Raw genomic sequence first — 24302 nt, forward strand, 5'->3', positions numbered from 1 at the left:
CTCCTCACCGATTTACGGAAGAAGTCGCAGGCAGTTTGCGGAACTCATAAGCCACCATGAACGCGATAATAGCCACCAGAATCGCATCGGTCAGCGCAATCGCCAGCCACACGCCGCGAATACCCATGCCGCCGATCATTGGCAGAACCACACAAAGCGGGATAAAGAGAATAATCTGACGGAACAGCACAAGCCAGGTGGCCTTTTTCGCTTTACCCAAAGACTGAAACAGGGTCACGGCGATCATAAAGCTGCCTTGCAGGATATAGGTGCTGAACATGATACGGAAGTTTGTCGAACCTGATGCGGCGATACCCGGCGTTGTCAGGAACATGGACAAAATCTTTTCTGGGAACAGCTCGGCGGGGATATAGAACACCAGCGACAGCAGCGTTGCGGCGATAATGAAAACTCTGGTCAGCGTCTTTACCCGGTCATAGTCTTTCGCACCGTAGTTTGTACCGGCGGCAGGCTGGAATCCCTGGCTGATACCCCATAGAGGTACAAAAGAGAAATTCCAGAACCGGAGCGCCGCCGCTAAAAGGAGCTGGGAGGTTTCACCGCCATAGTTCGATGCCACACGATAAATCACTGTCTGCTGCACCAGGGTCAGAATCTGCATTAACAGAGCAGAGATGCCGACAGAAAGAACCTGGGGAAGCAGCTCACCATCAATGCGGATATGCCCGATCTTCACATGGGGGCTTTTCTTCTTGAAATACCACAGGGTAATCGCAGCCTGGACAAACTGGGAGAAAATCGTTGCATAAGCAGCCGCTTCAATGCCCATGCCGTAGGGGTTGAGGATGCTGATAAAAATGGGGTCAAGGATAATGTTCAAAATAGCGCCGCTGGCAATAATGGTCATTGCCCTTTTGAGCTGGCCTTCTCCACGGATGACCATGTTGGCGCTCTGGAAGAAGTTTACGAACAGAGAACCGGCGAATACGATCCGCAGATATTTCTCAGCGTAATTCAGAATGTTATCGCTGGCTCCGGTCAGGGACAGAAGCTGGCGGGTGAAAACCATACCCACAACAGTGTAGATGACGGACAACAGAAGAACCATCGCAACCAAGTTGCCCATGATCTTCTTAATTGTGTTCTCGTCCTTCTTACCGATAGCGCGGGACAGTACCGATGCAGAACCCACGCCCAGCATTGCCGCTGAACCGGCATTGATAAGGGTTAAAGGATAGGATACCGATATGGCTCCCATCTGCACGTCACCAACCATCTGGCCGACAAAGATGGAATCCATCATGTTATAAAGCCCAACGACCACCATGCCAAGAACCGCAGGGATGCTAAGTTCAATCATCAGCGGCCAGGGATTTTTTGTTAAGAGCTTTGTTCTTGTGTCAAGTGCCTGTTTCATCACTCTATTCCTCCTGGTCTATTTTAATTACAAGGTATCCAGCAAAACGCGCCAGTGACGCGCCTCACTGGATTAACCATATCTAACTAACCACTTAAAGTATATAAAAACCGGGCTTCTTTGTACGCTCCCAACCGCAGGATTTACAATCCAATCTGAAACGAATTTAGGAGCGGAAAGGACATAAGGCCCTTCCCGCTCCCGTTGTTACTGTATCATTTTTTCCAGTAATTTCAGGGCTTCTTCCAGTTTTGGATTTACAGCGTCCGTTTGCAGGGCCTCCCGGACGCAGCTTCGTATATGGGCTTGCAAAATCTGCTGATTGGCGCTTTTTAATAACGCCTGCGTAGCAAGAAGCTGATTGGAAATATCCACGCAATAGCGATTTTCCTCAACCATTTGCAGGATACCGTCTAACTGTCCTCTGGCGATTTTTAGCTTGTGAACAATATCGCCTTTCTTGGCCTTCATAAACGGCCCGTTACTGGATACTGACGAGCTGATAGCCAGCGTCCTCGATAGCAGCTTTCAGCACAGCATCCGGCACATCCTGGTCAAGCTGCACCTGGGCCGACTTACTCTCCAGGGAAACATCCACATCCTTGATGCCCTGGATGTCCCGCAGCGCCTTATCAACGTGTTTTACACACATTCCGCAAACCATTCCTTCGATGTTCAATACTTTTTCCATGTGAATTGCTCCTTTTCGCTCTTGTTTAATCGTTGTTTGTTCATACATAGGGGCTGAATCCCGTTCTGTATTGGCCTGATGCTTCGCCTTGAACCACCGCAGACGCAGGGCATTGGACACCACGAATACCGAACTGAAACTCATAGCAAAAGCGCCGATCATGGGGTTCAGCTTCCATGCAAAGGGAAGATAGAATACGCCTGCCGCCACCGGAATACCGATGATGTTGTAGATAAACGCCCAGAACAGATTTTGCTTGATGTTGCGGATAACCGCCTTACTAAGCTGGATTGCCGTGGACACATCCAGCAGATCGCTTTTCATCAAAACAATGTCCGCTGACTCAATCGCCACATCCGTTCCGGCCCCGATAGCGATACCAACATCCGCTCTGGCAAGGGCCGGAGCATCGTTGATACCGTCACCGACCATCGCCACCTTCTTACCGACGCTCTGCAAACGACGGATTTCCTTCTCCTTGTCCTGGGGGAATACCTCTGCCACAACACGATCCACGCCGACCTGACGCCGAATCGCTTCTGCGGTCTTTGCATTGTCGCCGGTCAGCATGACCACCTCAATGCCCATGCCGGTCAATTCCGCTATGGCCTGCTTGCTGGTGGGCTTGACTACATCCGCCACGGCAATAACACCAATAAGCTGACCACCACGGGCAAAGAACAGAGGTGTTTTCCCGTCAACGGCCATTTCCTCACCCAACTGAAGGAGTGCGCCGCCATTGATGCCATTTGCTGCCATCAGTCGGCGGTTTCCGGCAAGGCACGTTTCGTTTCCAATCTGCCCCACAAGGCCCTGACCGGGAATCTGCTTGAAACCGTCCACCGGAAGGAAGGAAAGGTCTGCTTTTTCGGCCTCCGCCACAATCGCGTCCGCCAGCGGATGCTCGGACATTTTTTCCAGCGAAGCGGCGATTTGCAGCAGCTCCTTTTGTGGAACGCCCTCTTTGCAGAGCATATTTGTCACTACGGGCGTACCCTGAGTAATTGTGCCGGTCTTATCCAGCACAACCGTATCAATGCTATGGGCCGTTTCCAGGGCCTCCGCCGATTTAATCAGGATACCGTTGCTTGCGCCCTTTCCGGTTCCGACCATAATGGCCGTAGGCGTTGCAAGGCCCAGCGCACAGGGGCAGGAAATGACCAGAACGGAAATGCCGATAGACAGGGCAAATTCAAAGCCATATCCCAACAGCAGCCAGACAACAACCGAGATCAGCGCGATGCTGATAACTACCGGCACAAACACGCCGCTGACCTTATCAGCCAGTTTCGCAATAGGGGCCTTGGAGCTGGTCGCTTCATCCACCAGCCGGACAATCTGTGCCAGCGTGGTATCATTGCCCACCTTGGTGGCCTGCATCTTGAAATAGCCGGACTTACTTGTGGTCGCACCGATCACTTTGTCCCCGATATGCTTCTCCACGGGGATGCTCTCGCCGGTTAGGGCAGATTCATCAACGGAGGAAAAGCCCTCTATGACAATACCATCTACCGGCACAGATTCACCGGCCTTGACAATCAGGGTTTCGCCCAACTGCACTTCTTCCACCGGCACCTGAAGCTCTTTTCCGTCCCGCTCCACGGTAGCCGTTTTGGGAGCCAGATTCATCAGCTTTGTGATTGCGTCCGAAGTCTTACCCTTTGCGCGGGCCTCCAGGGTTTTGCCCAAGGTGATAAGGGTCAGGATCATGCCTGCGGATTCAAAATACAAATCCATCATAAAGCTGTGAACCGTAGCCATATCCCCATGACCGAATCCGATGCCGATTTTGTAAACGGCGTAAATGCCATAAACGATTGCGGCGCTGGAGCCTATCGCAATCAGCGAATCCATGTTAGGCGAGCCGTGGAACAGGGTCTTGAATCCCATCCGGTAATATTTGAAGTTGATAAACACCACCGGGATCAGCAGCAGGAATTGGGTAAATGCAAAGCTGATTGCATTTTCCATCCCCAGCAAGGAGCTGGGGAGCGGCCACCCCATCATGTGACCCATAGAAATATAAAACAGCGGGATCGTAAAAAGTGCAGAAAGCAGCAGCCGCTGTTTCATCTGCTTGTATTCTGCCTGTGCCGTACTGACCTCCGGTTTTGCTACCGGTGTGGTCGTTCGGCTCTTGTTTTGTGCGGAGGCTTTGGGAATCGCGCCATAACCGGCCTTTTCAACGGCCTGGACGATTCCCGCCGTATCCAAAACGGATTCATCATAAGAAGCAACCATGCTGTTTTTTAACAGGTTGACGGATACTTCTTTGATGCCAGGTAGCTTTGCCACGCTCTTTTCCACTCTGGTAGAGCAGGCCGAGCAAGTCATACCCGTAATGTCAAATTGCTCCTTTTGCAAAATTATCCCTTCTTTCTTATGAAGATTTGTGCGAGTACCCCTCCCCCGTAGGGAACTAAATACCGTTATGAAAAGGGGCGTTTGGCACCTTGGGGGAAAGATGCTAAAGCCCCGAACATAAAGTTTACGCACAAGGTCTTTGACCGTTTTTCATTATACTTATCCTGCTTCTCCTTTGTCCGCTCCAAAGTGGAGCTTTTTTTATCCAAAGAGAAATGAGGTTTTTGCTGGAAATCCAATCAGCATGTTTTCCAATCCAAAGGGCAGAATCGCTCCCAAATCCATTGACTTTGAGGGGCTTCGTGAATATACTGGCAGCATGAACGATTAAACAACCTTTTAATTGTTCATCCATATCAAACCAACCAAATACCAAAATGAAAGGGGGCTTTCTCCATGAAAAAGACCATTAAACTGCTTGACCTGGACTGCGGCCATTGTGCTGACAAAATCCAGAACGCCGTGAAGAAGATCGACGGTGTGACCAGCGTATCCGTCAACTTCCTGGGTCAGAAGATGGTTCTGGAAGCGCCGGACGATCAGTTTGACGCTGTTCTGGCCGAAGCAAAGGCGCTGATTAAGCAGATCGAGCCGGATGTGACTGTTAAGGCGTAATGAAAAGCTGGACACCGGCTGCCACACGGTAGCCGGTGTTTTTCATCAATAGACAGAAAAAGCGTGACACGCTTTATGCTGCAACGAAAGGAGAATACACTATGACACGAAAACAAAGGCACTTGCTCACACGCATTATCGTGGCGGCGGTGCTGTTTCTTGCAGGCAGCTTGCTCCACCTCCCTGAATTGGCGGAGATGGCGGTCTTTCTCGTCTGCTATGTGGTTGTCGGTTGGGATATTGTCTGGAAGGCAATCACGAACATTCTGCATGGACAGGTGTTTGACGAAAATTTCCTGATGACGATTGCCACCATCGGCGCACTCATTTTGGGCGAACATTCCGAGGGCGTTGCCGTTATGCTGTTTTATCAGGTGGGCGAATGGTTCCAGTCCTATGCGGTGTCCAAGTCCAGAAAATCTATCGCAAGCCTGATGGACATTCGCCCGGACTATGCCAACATCGAAAGGGACGGAAAGCTGGTTCAGGTTGACCCGGATGAGGTTCAGATCGGAGAAACCATTGTTGTGAAACCGGGAGAGCGCATCCCGCTGGACGGTACGATTCTCAAAGGCTTTTCCACCTTGGACACTTCGGCCCTGACCGGAGAATCCATGCCCCGCGAGGTGGAGCCGGGAATGGAGGTCATCAGCGGTTGTATCAACCAGACCGGTATCCTGAACATCCAGACCACAAAGGAATTTGGGGAATCCACCGTAGCCAAAATCCTTGACCTTGTAGAAAACGCAAGCGATAAGAAGGGCCGTATTGAGAATTTCATCACGCGCTTTGCCAGGTATTATACCCCGGTAGTGGTATTCGCTGCTCTGGCGCTGGCGATCCTGCCGCCGCTGATTACCCAGCAGCCATTCAGCACTTGGATTTACCGGGCCTTGACCTTCCTGGTGATTTCCTGCCCCTGTGCGCTGGTCATTTCCATTCCGCTTAGTTTCTTCGGAGGCATCGGCGGCGCATCCAAGATCGGTGTTCTGGTAAAGGGCAGCAACTATCTGGAGGCCCTGGCAAATACCGAGGTCGTGGTCTTTGATAAGACCGGCACACTGACAAAAGGCTCCTTTGCGGTCAGCGAGATCCACCCTGTCGGCATGGAGGAAGCGCAGCTTTTGGAGCTGGCCGCATACGCTGAGGACTACTCCAACCACCCGATTTCTCTTTCGATTAAGAACGCCTATGGAGAGAAAATCGACAACAGCCGGGTTTCCGATGTTCAGGAAATTGCCGGTCACGGCGTACAGGCCGTGATTGATGGGAAAACGATTCTGGCAGGAAACACCAAGCTGATGGAGAAGGAGCATATTAAGTACACGCCGTCCTCCGCTGTCGGCACCGTGGTCTATCTGGCCTGTGACGGGAAATACGCTGGATGTATCGTCATTGAGGACGAGATCAAGGCCGATGCTCCAGCCGCAATCAAGCTGCTGAAATCTGCCGGTATCCGCAAAACGGTCATGCTGACCGGCGACGCAGACGCCGTTGGAAAGAAAGTCGCTGGACAGCTTCATCTGGATCAGGTTTATACCGAACTACTCCCGGCTGATAAGGTTGATCGTGTGGAAAGCCTGCTGAAGCAGAAAAGCGAAAAAGGTATGCTGGCCTTTGTTGGGGACGGTATCAATGACGCTCCCGTACTGGCGCGGGCCGATGTCGGTATTGCTATGGGCGGATTGGGTTCCGATGCTGCCATTGAAGCTGCTGACGTTGTTCTTATGACGGATGAACCGTCCAAAATTGCCGCTGTTATGAAGATCGCCCGTAAGACGATTCGCATCGCAAATCAGAACATTGTGTTTGCTCTGGGCGTTAAATTCCTGGTTCTGATTTTAGGTGCGCTGGGCTATGCGAATATGTGGGCGGCGGTGTTCGCGGATGTAGGCGTTTCCATTATTGCGATTCTCAATGCCATCCGCGCCATGCGGGTCAAGCTGCCGGATATGCCTGCGGGCAGCACAAATCAGGGTTAAGCGCAATAGAAATGCGCCGCAACTTTCACACGCTGCGGCGCATTTCCTTATTGTTCAGTCGGGCATGATATTTCAAACAACGCATCTATGGCATGATGCAGGAGCTTTGCCTGCGGCGTGTCCGACAGCGAATAATAAACTTCTTTTCCGTCCCTGCGGCTTGAAATGATTCCGCTCTTTTTTAATATCCGCAGATGATGTGACACAGCAGGGGCGCTCATATCCACAGCCGCCGCGAGATTACATACACATTCTTCACAATGGCACAGCAGCCATAGAATCCGCAGCCGGGTCGGATCGCCAAGCTGCTGAAATAAAAATGATATATCCTTAAACCCTTCCGCAGAGGGCATCTTATTTAAGACTTTTTCAATATTCTGTCCGTGGTTGTGGGGCAGATTGTAATGCGGCATAAAAATCAGCTCCTTCCTGTGACTATGATACTGACATAATTCTTGTCTGTCAAACAGCTTCATTATAGATTGGAGAAAAATACATGAACGAAACAGAGAAAACAACTTTTTCCGTTCCAAGCCCCGGCGAATTGGAACAATTAACCGAGCTTCACAAAGCGATGGGCGATTACACACGGATGCGGATACTTTGGTATCTGATGCAGAAAGATTCCTGCGTCAGCGAACTGGCACAAAAGATGGAGGTCACAGAATCGGCCATATCCCACCAGCTTCGTGCGCTTCGGATTGTCCGGTTAGTGCAATCACGCAAGGCCGGGAAAAACGTGATTTATTCCTTGCAGGACGAACATATCCGGTGGATTCTTGAAGAAACCTACGCTCATATTTCAGAAAGATAAAAACGCAGCCCCTGTGCTGTTTTGCAGGGGCTGCGCGGGTATTCCATTACAGCGTTTCGTAGGAAACCAACTGGCTCATCGGGATGCGCTGCTTATTGAAGCGATTGGGGTCGCCGGTTCCTTCATCGGAATAGCCGACAACCAGAATGTTGACCGGCTCCAGGTTGGCCGGGAGGTCAAATTCCTTGTGCAGAACATCGGGCTTGAAGTAGCATACCCACACCGTTCCAAGGCCCAGCTCTGTGGCCTGGAGCATCATGTGGTCGGTCAGGATGGAGGCGTCAATGTCACCGGTCTGCTTCTGATCGAAAGGCCGTACCCACGCCTTATCGTGATCGGCGCAAACAATAATAGCCAGGGGCGCACCGTAGATATTGGCCGCTTTACTGATCTTCGCAAGACCTTCCTCGCTCTGAACGGCAATCAGGCGAATCGGCTGAAGGTTGGCAGCGGTCGGGGCCACATGAGCAGCCTCCAGAATCTGCTCCAGCTTCTCAGGCTCTACCTTCGTTTCCTTGTAATCGCGTACCGACATACGCTGCTTTGCAATCGTGATAAAATCCATAATATATAGTCCTTTCAGTATTTTTATTTTGAGCATATCAAATCAACCATTGACCTAATTGTAGCACTTGAACACAAAACCGCAAGAATGCACTTTTTCGGAAGATACTTCCCAAAAAGATAGCACCTTGCGGGAAAGGAGAACCATTCTATGAAATGTCAAACCAATCAGTTTAACTGCCCCGTGGAGGCAACCCTTTCTTTGATCGGCGGCAAGTATAAGCCGTTGATCCTCTGGCATCTGATTGACCATCCATTACACTATATGGAGTTACAGCGGCTGATTCCAAACGCCACGCCGAAGATGCTTTCGCAGCAGCTTCACGATCTGGAAAACAACGGCATGATTCATCGTGAAGTAATTCCAGAAAAGCCGCCTAAGACGGTATATTCTCTTACCCCATTTGGACAGAGCATCGTCCCCATTCTGGACGCGATGTGCCAATGGGGAAACAGCTATCTGGACGGCCTGGATGTGCAGCCGCCATGCTGTCAAAGCCGCAAATAAAATGCTGGGCATAGCTGACGAAAAGCGGCTATGCCCAGCGTATATTTTCTGCTCTAAATTTGTGACTGCCGGACGTAATTGCACAGCGCGGCAAAGTCCACATGGGGATTCTTACTTAAAATCTGTTGCAGGCTTTCCCCGGCCTTTTGATGCAGCTTCGGCTTTTTCAGATCGTCCAAGCGGAAGAAGATATTGAGCCGCCTGCCGACAGCAAACAAAAGCCTTTCATCCGGTGGCAGGGTCAGAAAGCGGTCAATCGTAGAAAACATTTCCTGTTTCTCCGTCCGCAGATTTCCTCTGATCTCCAGAAGCAGATTGACGATGTGTTCATTCACATAGTAACTGTCCATCTCATGTAGCTGTTGTAAGAATAGCTTTTGCTCTACAACGATTTCTTCCTCCGATTGCAGAGCAAAAGAGCCATTCCTGACAAACTCGCCCAGCTTGGACTCCGGCTTAATACCCGTGGCATGGACACGGATAAAATCTGGCTGGATGATATTCAGCGCCTTTGCTGTTTGAGCAGCATTTTCTTCAGACAGCTCCTTGCCGCCGATCCCCAGCAATATGAACTCCGACAAGATCATGTCCGCTTCTTTTGCCATGCAGCCGCTTCGGACAACAATATCCGCGTCAAAACCTTTGTTGATAAGTTTCAGTATCTGATCCGAGCCGGTTTCCATTCCGCTGTAAAGATGGTTTAGGCCCGCTTGCCGGAGCGCCTTTAGCTCTGCCGGACTTTTCCGGGTGATACTATCAGCGCGGGCATAAGAAGTGATGTACTGCATATCAGGAAAGCTCTGATTGATCGCTTCCAAGATACGGAGCAGATAATCTGTTTTCAGCACCAGGGCATCCCCGTCCTGCAAGAAGCAGGAAGTAATCTTTTTCCCCCGGTTAAGCTGGGCCTGCCGCCTAATATCTTCGATGGTTTCATCGATGGGGCGCATGGAGAAGCGCATGGATTTATAAAGCCCGCAGAAATAGCACTTGTTCCAATGGCATCCCCTTGTGACCCGGATTAGCAGGCTGTTACTTTCAGAAGGTGGACGAATAGGCCCGATTTCTATATCTTTCATGGTGGTTATCCTTTCAGTGTATTCATGTTAAGGGTAGCATTTCACGGCGGGCTTAACAAGAACGCACTTTTAGGGTAGACACTTCCCGTATGGGTAGCACCTCAAACAAAACTGGCAAGCAATGCCTGTGTTAATACACACAGGCCCGCAGAGAAGAAAATCCCTCCGTGATTTTCCTCTCCGCTTGCTTGTTGAGGGCAGCGCCCCCAAGCCCCTTTGAACACAGAATTTCATTCTGTGGCTGCGCGTTCTGCGAACGCTTTTGACCAGGACCAGCTTACCGCTGGCCGTGGTCTTTTTCTTTTTCAACATCCTGTTCTACCTCCATTTTCAGCACTCGATCTACATTTGCCTTTGCCGTTAAAAGCTCCCGCATTTCCTCACGGGAACGCCGGTACTCGGCATAGGTCTTTTTCTTTTCTTCCAGCAATTTCGCGTACTCCGTCTGCAACTCTTTGACCTTGGGCAGTTTCTTGACGCCCATCTCATCAAAGGCATTCTTAGCAGCCTGGTGGAGCAGAATTTCTTCCTCATGTTCTTCCCGGAATTTCTTAGAGTAACCCGCTTTGCGGTATGCCACATAGACCTCACGGGTCTTGGCATAATTTACGATGTGAGTACGCAGAACAGCGATCTCTGCCATGCGCTTTTCAGCCGCTTTGATCTGCGCCGAAAGATCATTGTGATGTGCCGTGGCAGCCGCAGCCTTTTCTTCCAGAACCGCATACTCCAGCAGATTGTTCTCTGACAGGTAATTCATGGTCTGCGCCATTTGTTTCAGATTAAAAACTTTAGCCCATCGAGCATAGCCAGCACCTTTTCCAGCCTGCAATTTTGCCTGAATGTCCACCAGCAGATTGACCTTGGTCGGCTCCGGCTGCACGACGGAATTTTTACGGGGTGTATGCTGTTTTTCACCGGCCAGCACCGCACGGATTTCTGCTTCACTGTACCCGGCCCCCAGCTTGTCATCCATGCGGGCTACATTCTTCCAGCCGGGTGCTTTGAGCCGGATTGCTTTCCCGCGCCGGGATACTTCACAGCCCATTTCTGTAAGCAGTTTCAACAATGCGTCAAAGTCAGCGGGCTTTTGCTCCAACGCACGGTCAATCATCACCCGCAGCTGCTCCCGATGGGAGGGCTTTGCCTGATCTCCCAGCCACTTGTTATAGCTTTTTCCGTGAAGTTTCGGATTCTCTACAATGGACAGTCCGTTTTCAATGCAGATGGTATCACTTAACCGGCGAACCGCCTTGGTGCTGCCCCAAAAGTTGCGGAACTTTCGGTCACAATCTGCATTGACCGCCGACCAGATGATGTGATTATGAACGTGCGATTTGTCTATGTGGGTGCAGACCACAAAGGCGTGATTGCCCTTGGTGAACCGCTTGGCAAATTCCACGCCCAGGCGGTTGGCTTCTTCCGGCGTGATTTCACCGGGTTTGAATGACTGGCGCACATGGTAAGCGATCACATCGTCCGCCCCGCGCACCCGCCCGGTGGCGGCGATATACTGCCGCTTCGCCAGCAGAAACTCTGCATCGGCGGTCCGGCTGTCACAGCCATAGCCGGTAATTAGTTTTCCGTTGTCAGTCTTTTGCGGATTTGCCACATAATCAATAATATCGCTGATTGCTCGGCTCTCAGTGCGCCCCTTTCCGATATGCAGGGGCATGATGCGTGTGGTTGCCATAGAAGGGCCTCCTTTCTAAAAAAGAAACGGCCTGCATGGTGCAGACCGCTTTTGCTATTCTATAAAATCGTCCTCGATGTCCTCTAACCGCTTCGGAGGAAACCTCATCTCGTATTGTTCTTTTGCCAGTGCACGAACTTCCGGGCGCTTATCTTTCATTCGGTTTTTCAGCCAGGAAATCTGCTCCTTTGATAACCGCCAAGGGAGATTCAGTAAGCGGTTTACTGTCATTTGCTCCGCTTGTTTCTCCGGCGATAAAGAAGCACAGGATTTACAGATGTGCGCCGCATGACCTTTGCCGGAAAATTTTTCGTTAGCCTTATATTCTCCGCAGACTTTACAATAATGTCCATGCTTCTTCATTGGCTTGATTCCTTTTCACTGAGCGCATATAAACTGCGAACCGCCCTCATGATGATGTTCCACTCCAGATCTGCCGCATAGGAAAACTTCCTACGGTAAGATTCCCAAAGTTTCTGCATCACAGGACTGCTTTCCACTTCATTCAAAACATCCACAGCTTCTGCAAGATGCCGTTCGGTTCCGCGTTTTTTGGCAGTTGCCAACAGTGCATCATAGAGCGTCTGCCGGTTCAATGTGTTCCCGTGGAGCTGATCCAGAATATAAATGTCATAGAAATCTCTCATGCGGGTGTTGGTGGTGGTTCTGGTGATGATTGTTTCCAGCTTTTCAGCCAGAACGGTTTCCAGATTGTATGCCCAAATGTCAATGGAGCGATCTTCCAGCATCAGCTTGAAAGAGTAGCGTACCTCCCTGGGGGTAATGGCATCCCCTGTGGAAATGTCAATCTTCAAAGGTGTCACCACACCGTCAAAGGTTGTAGTCATGCTGACCCGAATCCCAGGATACTCCGCTTCATCCATAATCTCTGAAATGCTTTTCAGCTGAAATTTGACGCCATCATCAATCGGCACACTCACAATAGCAGAAATCAGGTTCTCGATGTCCTCTACATTAACATTGGCTCCTTTTACAGTAGCGTCCAAGTCCATCGTGGAACGGGCATCCAGTCCAACCATTGCCGCTACCAGCATCCCGCCTTTCAGAATAAATTTATCACGATATTCAGAAAGGGAAATACGCTCCAGAAAACGCTCCATCATATAGTTTCGCATTAAAAGCTGTGCATCCGCAGATTTTTCTCTGGAAAGATTGCGAATCAAATCTTTTAGCTGCCTTGCTGTCTTTATCATAAAAGCACCTCCAAATACTGCCGTAAAATTTTTTCAACCCGGAACATACCGGCATACCGCATCAAAGTCCGCAGATCCTTGTCCTTTCTTCTGGCATACATCTTCAGCGCACCTTGAAAAGTCTGTATTTCCATGCTGCTTCGGCTGCGGAGCAGATCGCAGATGGTGCGCTCCATATCATAGACAGGAACCGTATGCCCAAAAGGTGTTTGGCCAGTTGTCAGCCCTACCTCATATAGTTCTGGTTTGATGGTGTAAACAGAAAGGCCCTCTGCCTTTAAGCGAGTGGTGCTGTACCCTCTGCGCACCGTGATAGCGTATGGAGATGGTTCCCGGTCTGTCAAGTCATGGAAAAATAGCGCTGATTCATGGGAAAATACTGCCTGACCACATCGCAGATGTAACAGAAACATCGCATCAATCCAGGTGTCCTCGGAGACATAAATTCCGTGAGCAACCTGCTGAAGATTTTTCTCTTTGACATATTCATAAAAAATGGGTTTTACAATTCCGCTGGCGATTACCTGTGCGGTTTGCAGCATCCCATCATGCTCGGTCAGAAGTCTGTCTAATTGCTCAAACCGTTCTGATTTGGTCACATCCATCACTTCCTTTCGTGCTACTATTATACACGGATGTAGCACAGAAGTAAATATAGCAATTTAACAGACACTGTCTGGCATTTTTGTGACCGCGCATTTTATCCATAAACCAAATCTTGAATGGCAAACTTCAAGTCCTGCACCTTGCCCAGCAGCCAGATGGCAGCCATTGGCAGACCATAGGGACTAATAAGGAATGCCATCACCAGCAGGATAATGCCGTTTTGCAGGGAACAGGTCAGCAGAACCGCCACACCCAGCAGGGCGATCACCATGCTGATAAGCCCCAGCACCAGACCGGAGACATAGACGATCCCCACACAAATCCAAACGAACAGGGTCAGCGCCAGAATCACCGGAACCATCACGATCTTCAACAGCAGTTTCAACAAAAATACCAATGCCCTCATTGTTATGCCTCCTCTCAAAATCACAGTTCCTGTTCCTGATTCCATTATCCCTGTCTTACAGCCAAAAGGCAAGGATACGGGTAAAAAGAAAAAGCGGAGGAAGGCACGGCGAAGAAACGCCGTTCCTCCCTCCGCAGATGGGGTATTTGTCCCGGTTACGAAAGTTTGGAGAGTTGTGTCAGTATCTCTTTAACTCCGTCCCATAACTGTTCCTGCCGCTGGGATATATCCTCCAAGTCAGCATCATAAACCCGCCCGGTCTCATGCACTTTGCGGGTCAGCTGATTCAAGTTGCTGCTGCTTCGGCGCATCAGGGAGACCAACTCCTTCAGCTCCGGCAGTTCCAGCTTGATCACATAACCATCCAGCGCCATTTTCCGCAGATAAGCGCTCAAATTCTCTGTCCCGTATTGCTGCATCTTTTGATGGATCAGTTCCAGTTCTTCTGCGGACACCCAAAACAAAACCGGAACATCCCGCTTGCGCTTTGCCATGGTTATCGCTCCGGCTCCCGTTTTTTCGGGGCGGCAGGCTTGCGGGCAGGCGGTTCCTGCTTGAGCTTTTGCAGGACAGAACTTTTCTGCTGTTCTTGAGCGACTTTTCGGAACTGTCTGGTGAACAGGTCGGTCAAACCGGGATTGACCCCATCCACAACCAGATAGGCACAGTGGCGGGAAGCATCGCTGTCCTCCGGCATGGGAATGGTTTTTGCCCAGGCTTTATTGTCCTGAGAGATACGCCCGTCATGGTTCTTGTGCTGGATGGTGTTGGCAAGAATGAATTGTACCCGTTCCGCCCCGAACTTTTCCAGCACATCTTTGACCGCCACCTCCGTATCCAGCCGGTTCTCTGCATAGTGGGCGCTGATGGTCTGCTCAATGGCTTCTTTGCAGGCGCTGTTCGCCTGATACGAACGGTTATATTGTGCCATCTCTCCATGCTCGGACGCATAGGCGGCAGAATGGGGGTAGAGCGGGGCAGTTCGTAATTCTTCCTGCGCCTTGCACACATCATCGGCACGGTTTTCAATGCTGTCCCGGATCACATCCATGTAGCCGGTCTCCAGCTTTTCAAAATAACGGTACACATCAGCCAGCGGCGAGGGGGAATCCAAAAGCGCCTGGGCCTGGGCATCGGTCAACTCCAATTCCTCCATTGCCATCACGATGTCCTCGCGGATGGTGTACTCATAGGCATGGTTTAAGACTTCTTCCGGGGGCTGGCTTTTCAGCCAGTCCCGGAACTTGTCCTGTTCGGTAGCCATCTTTTCATAAAGAGCCGTATTCAAATCGTTTGTACTCATGTTATCGCACCTCCTCATGCTGTTTTGGTTTCTTGTCTGTACTGCGGGGCGTCACCGGGCGCTTCAGGCTGTCCAGCACCGAAGTCCGTGTGCTTTTGGCAACAACAGCCTCGGCGTGTGCCTGTCCCTTTCCGTCGATGTTCAGCAAAGTATCCAGCTCCACCAGACGGGCATTTTTGCTTCGCAGTTCTTCTTCATAAAGGAATGGCTTTCCGACTTCCTCCTTTGCGGCAGCCTGCTGCTGATAGAGGTTATCCAGCTGAGCCTTTGCCGCCTCCAGACGCTGGGGCATCTGGGCGAGGGCATTGTCGATACGGGTAAGATTTCCGCGAGGGTCTGTACCAAGGGTTGCCCGGTGGGTCATCCGTCCTTTCAGCAGGAGCGTATACTCCTGTTTCCAAGCGGAAAATTCCACGGATATGGCATAGCCCCGGTAGCTGCCGATCTGCACCGGATCGGAGGTTTTGACCTCCTTGCAGGCATCCAAAAGGGCTGCACCGGCGTTCTCCTTATCGGTCAGCAGATCGCCACGGATTTCCATACCAGCAAAACCGTCCTCCGGGTGCGGGTGCGCTGCCAAAACCTCCAGGTCAGATTCAAAGCCCATGATAAAACCTTTGTGCTTTTCAATTTCCTCCGGGAAGTATTTGAGCAACTGGTCCTCCAGACGATATTGCTTGCTCTGGTGGTCGGCTTTCATCAGCTTCAGGCGGGATACCTCCACATCCAAATCCATACGCTCCTTGATGCGGGGATCTCCGGCGCACAGGGCTTTGATCTCGGCAAAGGAAAGCGCCGTTTCGTCCACATCATCGCAGGAACGCACCGGCGATTTAGAAGTCATGATCTGACTGATGAATTTTTGCTTATTCTCCACCGTCTGCCAGAGGTATGCGTCAAAGGTTCCTTCGGTCACATAGCGGTACACATGGACAAGAGGATTCTGGTTACCCTGGCGCTCGATACGGCCCTTGCGCTGGGCAAGGTCTCCCGGTCTCCACGGACAGTCCAAGTCATGAAGTGCCACCAGACGGTCCTGCACATTGGTGCCTGCGCCCATCTTGGCGGTGCTGCCCAAAAGGACACGAACCTGACCGGTACGGACCTTAGAGAACAGCTCCTTTTTCCGCACTTCGGTATTGGCTTCATGGATAAAAGCGATCTGGTCGGCAGGCATTCCCTGAGCAATGAGTTTCTGACGAATATCGTCATATACCGTAAAGACCGGTTCCTGCTCCGGCAGAGGCACAGAGCCTTCCAATGCGTGAAGCAGTGGATTATCCAGCGTTTTCGCCGCCTTGCTTGCAGGAGCTTTTGCCTGCGGTGTAGAAATGTCGCAGAACACCAGTTGGGTCAGCTTGTCAGCTTTGCCATCCCGCCAGATCTGCATGATGTTGTCCACGCACTGATTGACCTTTGTGCTAGGTTCATCCGGCAGCATCTGGTTGACGATTCTCTGGTCCAGGCCCAGCTTACGGCCATCCGAGGTAATCTTGAGCATATTGTCCTGGGACGGGTCAACGGTTCCGCTGTGTACCAGCGATGCGCGCTCCGAAAGGGTCTTGACCATTTCCTGCTGATGTTCGGTAGGCTGCGCCACGATGTTGTGGTATTCCACCTCCGGGGTGGGCAGGTTCAGTTGGTCGGCGGTCTTGATGTCCGCCACTTCTTTGAACAGGTTCATCAGCTCCGGCAGGTTGAAAAACTTGGAGAATCGAGTGCGCGCCCGATAGCCGGTTCCCTCCGGGGCCAGTTCCAGCGCCGTGACGGTTTCTCCGAAACGGCTGGCCCAGCAGTCGAAATGGGTCATGTTCAGTTCCTGCAGGCGGTCATACTGGAGATACCGCTGCATGGTGTAAAGCTCGGTCATGGAGTTGCTGACCGGGGTTCCGGTTGCAAAGATAACGCCACGGTTTCCGGTAATCTCGTCCATATAGCGGCACTTGGCAAACATATCGGAGGATTTCTGCGCGTCCGATGTGGATAAGCCTGCCACATTCCTCATTTTTGTGTATAGAAACAGGTTTTTATAGTTGTGGGCCTCGTCCACAAACAAACGGTCCACACCCAGCTGCTCGAAGGTTACCACATCGTCTTTTCGCCCTTCGGCTTGCAGCTTTTCCAGTCTGGCTTCCAGAGACTTTCTGGTACGCTCCAGCTGCTTGACGGTAAAACGCTCGCCGCCACTGGCCTGTACCTCTGCAATCCCCTCAGTGATCTCGTCGATCTGTTCATAGAGAAGCCGTTCCTGACGCTCCCGGCTGATGGGGATACGCTCAAACTGGCTGTGTCCCATGATAATGGCATCATAATCACCCGTCGCAATACGAGCGCAGAACTTTTTGCGGTTATGGGTCTCAAAGTCCTTTTTTGTGGTGACTAAGATATTGGCGGAAGGATAGAGACGCAGAAACTCCGACGCCCACTGCTCTGTCAGGTGGTTGGGCACCACAAAGAGAGATTTTTGACACAGGCCCAGGCGTTTGGCTTCCATCGAAGCAGCTACCATTTCAAAAGTTTTGCCTGCGCCTACTTCATGTGCCAACAGGGTATTTCCTCCATACAGCACATGGGCAATGGCGCTTTTCTGGTGTTCCCGCAGGGTAATGGCCGGGTTCATCCCTCCAAAAGTGATGTGGCTGCCATCATATTCACGGGGACGGGTAGAGTTCATTTCCTCGTTGTACTGGCGCACCAAAGTCTGGCGGCGTTCCGGGTCTCTCCAGATCCAGTCCCTAAAGGCTTCCCTGATAGCTTGCTGTTTTTGGGCAGCCAGGGTGGTCTCCTTGGCGTTCAGCACGCGGCGCTCTTTTCCGTCTGCGTCCTCTATGGTGTCATAGATACGGACATCTCGCAGGTTCAGGCTGTCCTCTAAAATCTTATAGGCATTGGCACGACTGGTCCCATAGGTGGTATAAGCTGCCACATCGTTGTAGGATACGGAAGATTTCCCCTTGATCTGCCATTCAGCGGTAAAGGACGAATAGTTGACCTCGATGCTGCGCTGGAGATAAAACGGGGTGTTGAAGGTTTCGTACATAAACTGCTGGATGTACTCTTTGTCGATCCAGGTAGCGCCCAGACGCACCTCAATCTCCGACGCATCCAGGTCTTTGGGCTGGGCGGCGGTAAGAGCTTCCACATTGACTGCATAAACCGGGTCCTGCTGTGCGGCCCGTTGCGCCTGACGCAGTTTGCGGCGTACATTGCCGGAGAGGTATTCATCAGCAGTCACATAATGGGGTGTGCCGTCTTTCTCCAGCTGTCCCGGTACACGGAAGATTACGCCTTGCAGCTCTCCGGCCAGTTCTTCTTTTGTTTTTCCGGTAAGCTGGCTCATATAGTCCATATCCACGCAGGCTTTTTCCGAGATGGACACCGCCAGTGCTTCACTTGTCGTATCCACCACAGCCACCGCCTGATGGGGCTTGATGGTCCGCTTGGTGAACATATCCGCCTTGCGCTCCAGCTTTCCGTCCTCGTCGATGACTTCCAGCGCACAGAGCAGGTAATAGGAAGAATCATCTGCATAGGCCAGACGGTTTGCACGGTCATTGATGAGACCGTATTTGGCAGAAAAGCTGTCATAGAGGCTGTTCAGTTCCGCCTGCTTCTCCCGAATGGTGCTGTCCGGAACCGCTGCATCCATCTGAAGGTCGATCAGTTCCTGCACACAATCACGCAGTCCCACAAGACCTTTTACACGGGCTTCTGCGGTGGTGTTGAGATCCGGGCGCACCATACGACTGTTTTCCCGGTAGTACACCTGCCCGTCTACAATGGCATAGGAATAGTTCTTCACATTGGGGTCGGCAGGAATGGAGGTGTCAATAGCTTCGCCTTCGCCCAGCTCCGGCAGCTCTGCCTCCTGATAAGTGCCATGAATATACTTCACCGCATCATGCAGCTGGTCGGAAAGCTCCAGTCCCTCGATAGGGTTCACGGTGTAGTCCATACCATGAGCAGTGCTTACCGGCTCCTGTCTGCCCAGCACCATTTCCGGGTGGTCGATAAAATACCGGTTGATGGCAAATCCGTCCTCCGTCTGTCCGGTTTGAGTCCATTCCGGCACAATGTCCAGCGGGCGGTCCCGCTTTTGGAGGAAGATGATGTCCGATACCACCTCGGCACCGGCATTCTTTTTGAACGCGTCATTAGGCAGACGGATAGCTCCCAACAGCTCGGCACGCTGGGCAAGATAGCGGCGCACGGTGGAATCCTTGGCGTCCATCGTATAGCGGGAGGTTACAAAAGCCACCACGCCGCCGGGACGCACCTGGTCAAGTGCTTTGGCGAAAAAGTAGTTGTGAATACTAAAATTCAGCTTGTTGTAGGCTTTGTCATTGACCTGATACTGACCGAAAGGTACATTGCCGATGGCAAGGTCAAAGAAGTCACGCCTATCGGTGGTCTCAAAGCCGCCTACTGTGATGTCCGCCTTGGGATAGAGCTGCTTTGCGATGCGCCCGGAAACAGGGTCCAGCTCCACGCCGTACAGACGGCTGTTTCGCATTTTCTCCGGCAGCATACCAAAGAAATTGCCCACACCCATAGACGGCTCCAGAATATTTCCGGTCTCAAATCCCATACGGTCCACCGCTTCATAGATGGCCTGAATGACCGTAGGGCTGGTGTAATGGGCGTTGAGGGTAGAGCTTCTGGCGGCGGCATATTCCTCCGGGGTCAGCAGCTCTTTTAGCTGAGCATACTCTAAAGCCCATGCCGGTTTCTCCGGGTCAAACGCATCAGAGAGACCGCCCCAGCCCACATATCGAGAAAGAACCTCCTGCTGTTCGGGGCTTGCCTGCTGTCCGGCAGCTTCCAGCTCTTTCAGCAAACGAATCGCATTGATATTTGCCTGGAACTTGGCTTTCGGACCGCCTTCGCCCAAATGCTCATCGGTAATGCGGAAGTTTTTTGCATTGCGGCGCAGGTTAGCCTTGTATTCCTCATAGGAGGCTTCCTCGGCAGCTTTGGCATTGGAGAAGGTCTCCCACTGGCCATTGACCTGAATGGAAACCGGGTGTTCGTCCAGCACTTCCTCAAAAGTTTTCTCCGGCTCTGTCACAGGTACTGGTGGCTCCGGCTCCTCGATATGCAGTCGTTCCACCACCACATCATAAGGCAGATTGTTCTTATCGCCCGGATAGACGGCCACGGTCTCGGAATGGAAGGTCGGGGCTTCGGCAGCCGGTTCGGGGCGTTCCTGTTCAAAGCCATCCAGCTGACGGGCATACATCCCGCGCAGCAACGGTGCAACCTCATCCCAGCGGAAATACAGCATAGCCAGACGCTTTTCCTCTGCATCCATGACTTCCAGTTCTATGCCCTGTGCCGTGGTACGGTAATCGGCAATATCGCCGGTCTCCAGATTCAGTGTCTCAATCTCACCGGAATAGGCTCTGCTCAGCCAATAGGCGATCTCGCTGTTGCTCCTGCCGGATTCCAGCAGCGTGGAAATCTGCTTTTTATCCGCTTCATCCATCAGTCCATGAGCCAATACATCCCGCAAGTCCTGATCTGCCTTGTCCGGGTCAGTAGGAAGAAACTCGGTATAGTAAGCATTGCGGCGGTCTGCCCGAAGCAGCTGCTCGAACTGTTCTTTGCGCTCTGCCCGGTAGATGGGATATACCATCCCGGTGGGCAGAAGCTGTACGGTGTCCTCCCGCAGCTCGGTGATCTGATAGGCGTCATCCTCGATATACACGGTATCGCCCACGGCATAAACCGGGGCAGCAGGGTCATAGGATGTTCTTTGCGGAGTTGGGCGGCGAACTGCATCATATTCCTCATCGGAAATAGCAACTTCGGAAGTCTGCTCTGTCTCAGCAGTTGCGATCTGCTCTACATCCGACATCACCTGTTGGATAAACGGATCATTGTCCAGTTTTTCCGGGTCTGCCACCTGGCCGTTGACGATCCCTCTTTCCTCCAGAGCTTCCCGGATGGCGATTGAGTCGATGTCGTCAAAACGGTCCTGTTCTTCTTCGGTATAGAACCGGTCCTCCTTGATAAGCTGGGCAATCCGGCGCTGTACCTTGGGCCAGGGCAGCTCAATCCCTTCTGGGCTTCCGGCGCGGATCACAAATAGGCTCTTGCTGTCGTTGCCGCTGTATTCCTGAGCCAGCCATGCGGCGGTATCTTTTTCTCTTGCATGGTCTTTCATATAGCGGACAACAGCGTGTTTACTCTCGATATTGCCGTTCCATGCACAAAGGGCAGTATCAATATCTTCCTGAGAAAGAGGGCGCAGAAGTTCATGGAGCTTTGGATAGGTTTCGTCGATCACTTCCCGGTGCAGACGCTGGCGGAACTCCGGCACATCCGAATAGAGTCGGATCAGCTCCATATCCTTAGAACCAAGGATCGCACGGCGCACAGCGGCATTACCCTCGATGACAGCATTTTCACGGTCAGAATGACCGCAGGCATTGCGATATGCGGTATCCTCGGAAATGGCGGCAGTCACCACAGGCTTATACTGCTCAAACTGCTCCCCAAGGGTAGGCTTTGGTGTTTCTTCATCCATCTCCGGCTGCTGGGCTTGAATGGCATCTTCTTCGGCCAGTTCCTGTTCAGACTGGATCTTGTCATACTGTGCCTGTTCCTGTTCGGTAAGATAGCGTTCTTTCTGGACAAGTGAGGTAATGCGCTTGGCAACCTTTTCCCAGTTCAAGTGAACATCCGGGCAGTCCTGCTTTTTATAGTGCAGTCCTTTCCCATCGTGATCTTCGCCGCTGTGTGTTGCACCGGACAAGGCATGAGAGCGTCCGCCAATGCCATACTCGTCTTTGAGGAATCTTACTTTCTCCTTATCCGTATGGTTTGCCATGAAGAACGCATAGATACGGCCTTTTCCTCCGGCGAAACTGCTGCCGCCGGTCATAGCGGCGTCGATCTCATCCTCGGTAATGAAGTGCTGAACGGTTGGCACTTGGGAAAGGTCTGAAGAAAAGGTCCTGCGGGGCAGGTCAAGGTCCTTCAGGTTCTCCCAGATCTCCCTTGGTCTGTGATAGTGAAAACGCAACAGGTCACGGTCCTGCTGATAGGCAGTCCAGAAGGCGGCGTATTCTTCCTTGAGGGTCTGGCGGAAAGCCAGGTCACTCATCTGCTCCGCCAGGCGGCGAGTCTCCTCCGGGAAACCATTGCCTTTGATCTCTGACAGGCAGGACAAATATCCGGCTTCTCTGGCACCCTCACTGAGATCGTGATACAGATGCCAGAGCTTTTCCGAGAGGAGGGAGCGTTCATAGCCTGCCACTTCTGCAAGCTCCACATTGGAGGCAAACTGGCCGCTCTCCAAAAGCTCCCCGATACGCTCTGCGGCGCTCTCCCAGGAAATGACCTGGGCAGACCTGTCATAACGGACAGACTTCCCATGTGAAAGATGGATACCATCCTCGGCATACCATGCGCTCACACTGCCAAGGCCATTGCCGCCGTGGTACAGCGTTTTCAGTATCTCGGCAATCTCAGCGGTGGTTTTCTGCTTTTCAAAGGCTGCAACCACACGCTCCCTCTGACGATCTGTATTGCCGCCCAAACGCAGCACATGGTCGATGTCATTTTGGGCAAAAGAAAAAGCAGAGGATGTATGCGCTACATTCTCTGCTTCATCTATGGATTGGATCTGTTCTGCTTCGGAGAGGAACAGGTTTAGAGTCAGCTGTTGATAAGCTCCGCCATCAGGATTTCCTCGGCCTGAGCTTTGCAGGTGTTCATCAGCCCCACCCACTTCATGGGATCGCTGGCTTTCAGTTCCTCGGTGGCTCCCGCTTCCTTCGCCAGCTGGGGCATCATCTGCTCCAGTCTGCTCTGGGCGGTCTCGTCGATCTCCAGAAGGTGCGGGTACAACTTCTCGCTCAGCAACATCTGGTTGTAGAGGATGGGACGATGTTCCTTCAGGTAGGTTTTCCTCATCCTGCCGTACTTGCCCAGGGGTTTCTCCGGCTGCTGGCTCAACTTCAGGTCGGGAATCAGATAGTCTCCGTTCTGGATATAGGTCATGGGATTGTTCATCTTGTTTGCTCCTTTCTTGGTTGGCTTCGCGCTCTGCATTTCGGACGGTAACGCCGATCTGCCGCAGCACCTGCTGGTTGATCTGGCTGACCGCTGTTCCCAGCGCCCCGATGGTTGACGGGGTATTGAAATCAAAGATTGCCATGAAATCTTCGTGGTCGAAGTAGCGTTCCGGCTCCAGTCCGCAGCGGGACATCAAAGCGTAAGTGATGCTGACGGTGGCTGCTGCCTTGAACTGTACTCCGATGTTAAACTCATCATATTCCTCCAAAAAGGAACCGTCAACGATATAGAAGAAGTCCTGCTGATGCTCCGTCCAGTATTCCTCAGCCAGTTTTCCGGCTACCTTAGTGAGCTGTCCGGCAAGGTCATCACCGGAAACATCATAGGTGCGCTCCAGCATGACCTGTACGGAATCCAGATGGCGCTCCTCCAGCTGCCACAGCCAGGGAGTGCGGGAATGTTCACGGGTTCCGGTGTCGGAAATGTCAAAGACATAACGCAGGCGAGGTCTGTCCCCGGAATCGTCCACCAGAGCGATTCCCTTGGAGCCGCGCCTTACATACCGGCCCATCTTTTCATTCCACAAATCGTACTCTGCACAGGCGGTAGCGTCCGGGCGCTGGGCATAGATCATCAGCTGCTCATGGAACGGGTACTTGTAAAGGCGGGAAGCAGTAGTGAGAAACCCTGCCCATTCCTGCCAGCTCCCCGTGAGCTGCGTTGTCACCTTCTCCGCCATCTGTGCATATAGTTCAGCTTTGGTTGGCATAGTATTCTGTCCTCCTTTCGGTTTTTGGGTAAAGAGGTGGGGTGGCATATTGCCACCCCATCCCTGCGATTATGGTGTTTACTGGTCAAAATCCGGGTACAATTCCAATTCCGCAAATTCATCATCCGTCATGGTTTGGAGCTTGCAAAGGGCGCTGTCGGTCAGCTCCCTCAGTTCCGTTTCCTCTGGCGAAAGCTCGCCGCGCATCTCACGCAGACTGTCGATCAATCCGGTGCGGCTGCCGGTATTGTAAATGCACATCAGGTTCATTTCCTCAAAAGTAAAGTTTCCCAT

At 51.9% G+C, this 24302-nt stretch carries 20 protein-coding genes; 4 read left to right on the forward strand and 16 right to left on the reverse strand.

Annotation, left to right across the window (positions count from 1 at the left end):
- Positions 1-4: 4 nt before the first annotated feature.
- The 3 genes from GKG34_RS02045 to GKG34_RS02055 form a co-directional block, all read right to left on the reverse strand.
- Entirely contained in the window at positions 5-1378 is a 1374-nt protein-coding gene (locus GKG34_RS02045; RefSeq protein ID WP_154244531.1) for an MATE family efflux transporter, read from the reverse strand.
- A 207-nt stretch (positions 1379-1585) separates the two neighbouring features.
- Positions 1586-1849 carry a metal-sensing transcriptional repressor gene (locus GKG34_RS02050; RefSeq protein ID WP_002578546.1) on the reverse strand — a complete coding sequence of 88 codons (264 nt, stop codon included), beginning with the start codon at positions 1847-1849 and terminating at the stop codon, positions 1586-1588.
- Between the two features lie 10 nt (positions 1850-1859).
- Positions 1860-4439, reverse strand: coding sequence for a heavy metal translocating P-type ATPase (locus GKG34_RS02055; RefSeq protein ID WP_341474289.1), 2580 nt, complete (start codon positions 4437-4439; stop codon positions 1860-1862).
- 390 nt (positions 4440-4829) lie between these two features.
- Between GKG34_RS02055 and GKG34_RS02060 the strand changes: the two genes are divergently transcribed.
- Positions 4830-5048, forward strand: coding sequence for a cation transporter (locus GKG34_RS02060; protein ID WP_005342301.1), 219 nt, complete (start codon positions 4830-4832; stop codon positions 5046-5048).
- A gap of 101 nt (positions 5049-5149) precedes the next feature.
- Positions 5150-7030, forward strand: coding sequence for a heavy metal translocating P-type ATPase (locus GKG34_RS02065; RefSeq protein WP_025580743.1), 1881 nt, complete (start codon positions 5150-5152; stop codon positions 7028-7030).
- A 47-nt stretch (positions 7031-7077) separates the two neighbouring features.
- On the opposite strand, the gene GKG34_RS02070 is transcribed toward GKG34_RS02065, so the two are convergent.
- Positions 7078-7443 carry a metalloregulator ArsR/SmtB family transcription factor gene (locus GKG34_RS02070; RefSeq protein ID WP_005342296.1) on the reverse strand — a complete coding sequence of 122 codons (366 nt, stop codon included), beginning with the start codon at positions 7441-7443 and terminating at the stop codon, positions 7078-7080.
- An 83-nt stretch (positions 7444-7526) separates the two neighbouring features.
- Between GKG34_RS02070 and GKG34_RS02075 the strand changes: the two genes are divergently transcribed.
- Positions 7527-7844, forward strand: coding sequence for a metalloregulator ArsR/SmtB family transcription factor (locus tag GKG34_RS02075; protein ID WP_005342293.1), 318 nt, complete (start codon positions 7527-7529; stop codon positions 7842-7844).
- A 46-nt stretch (positions 7845-7890) separates the two neighbouring features.
- On the opposite strand, the gene GKG34_RS02080 is transcribed toward GKG34_RS02075, so the two are convergent.
- Positions 7891-8409: a nitroreductase family protein gene (locus GKG34_RS02080; protein ID WP_005342292.1), complete on the reverse strand. Its 519-nt coding sequence runs from the start codon at positions 8407-8409 to the stop codon at positions 7891-7893.
- 150 nt (positions 8410-8559) lie between these two features.
- On the opposite strand from GKG34_RS02080, the gene GKG34_RS02085 reads away from it, so the two are divergent.
- Positions 8560-8916, forward strand: a complete 357-nt coding sequence (locus GKG34_RS02085) for a helix-turn-helix domain-containing protein (protein WP_149795267.1) — start codon at positions 8560-8562, stop codon at positions 8914-8916.
- A gap of 53 nt (positions 8917-8969) precedes the next feature.
- Here the strand turns inward: GKG34_RS02085 and GKG34_RS02090 are convergent, their stop codons facing one another.
- The 11 genes from GKG34_RS02090 to GKG34_RS02140 all read right to left on the reverse strand — a co-directional run bounded on the left by GKG34_RS02090 (position 8970) and on the right by GKG34_RS02140 (position 24302).
- The gene (locus GKG34_RS02090; protein ID WP_154244529.1) at positions 8970-9995 is read right to left on the reverse strand and encodes a radical SAM protein; all 1026 of its coding nucleotides are present in this window, start codon (positions 9993-9995) and stop codon (positions 8970-8972) included.
- 277 nt (positions 9996-10272) lie between these two features.
- Positions 10273-11688 carry a relaxase/mobilization nuclease domain-containing protein gene (locus tag GKG34_RS02100; protein WP_154244527.1) on the reverse strand — a complete coding sequence of 472 codons (1416 nt, stop codon included), beginning with the start codon at positions 11686-11688 and terminating at the stop codon, positions 10273-10275.
- 54 nt (positions 11689-11742) lie between these two features.
- Positions 11743-12051, reverse strand: a complete 309-nt coding sequence (locus GKG34_RS02105) for a hypothetical protein (protein WP_015528507.1) — start codon at positions 12049-12051, stop codon at positions 11743-11745.
- Positions 12048-12902, reverse strand: a complete 855-nt coding sequence (locus GKG34_RS02110; protein WP_154244526.1) for a nucleotidyl transferase AbiEii/AbiGii toxin family protein — start codon at positions 12900-12902, stop codon at positions 12048-12050. The genes GKG34_RS02105 and GKG34_RS02110 overlap by 4 nt, the downstream gene beginning before the upstream one ends.
- Positions 12899-13507 (reverse strand): type IV toxin-antitoxin system AbiEi family antitoxin domain-containing protein, encoded by a 609-nt coding sequence (locus GKG34_RS02115; RefSeq protein ID WP_002576209.1) that lies wholly within the window; start codon positions 13505-13507, stop codon positions 12899-12901. The genes GKG34_RS02110 and GKG34_RS02115 overlap by 4 nt, the downstream gene beginning before the upstream one ends.
- Positions 13508-13602: 95 nt before the next feature.
- A complete protein-coding gene (locus GKG34_RS02120) occupies positions 13603-13914 on the reverse strand; it encodes a CD1845 family protein (protein WP_002576210.1) in 312 nt (103 codons plus the stop codon).
- A gap of 155 nt (positions 13915-14069) precedes the next feature.
- Positions 14070-14408, reverse strand: a complete 339-nt coding sequence (mobC, locus tag GKG34_RS02125) for a plasmid mobilization relaxosome protein MobC (RefSeq protein WP_117472506.1) — start codon at positions 14406-14408, stop codon at positions 14070-14072.
- 2 nt (positions 14409-14410) lie between these two features.
- Positions 14411-15217 (reverse strand): DUF3849 domain-containing protein, encoded by an 807-nt coding sequence (locus GKG34_RS02130; RefSeq protein WP_117472504.1) that lies wholly within the window; start codon positions 15215-15217, stop codon positions 14411-14413.
- A 1-nt stretch (position 15218) separates the two neighbouring features.
- Positions 15219-21383 carry an SNF2-related protein gene (locus GKG34_RS02135; protein ID WP_341474290.1) on the reverse strand — a complete coding sequence of 2055 codons (6165 nt, stop codon included), beginning with the start codon at positions 21381-21383 and terminating at the stop codon, positions 15219-15221.
- 1496 nt (positions 21384-22879) lie between these two features.
- Positions 22880-23236, reverse strand: a complete 357-nt coding sequence (locus tag GKG34_RS15815; protein WP_081016879.1) for a TnpV protein — start codon at positions 23234-23236, stop codon at positions 22880-22882.
- A gap of 850 nt (positions 23237-24086) precedes the next feature.
- Positions 24087-24302 carry a transposon-transfer assisting family protein gene (locus tag GKG34_RS02140; RefSeq protein ID WP_014078556.1) on the reverse strand — a complete coding sequence of 72 codons (216 nt, stop codon included), beginning with the start codon at positions 24300-24302 and terminating at the stop codon, positions 24087-24089.

It is taken from the genome of Faecalibacterium sp. BIOML-A4 (assembly GCF_009679665.1).
Taxonomy (GTDB): Bacteria; Bacillota; Clostridia; order Oscillospirales; family Ruminococcaceae; genus Faecalibacterium; species Faecalibacterium taiwanense.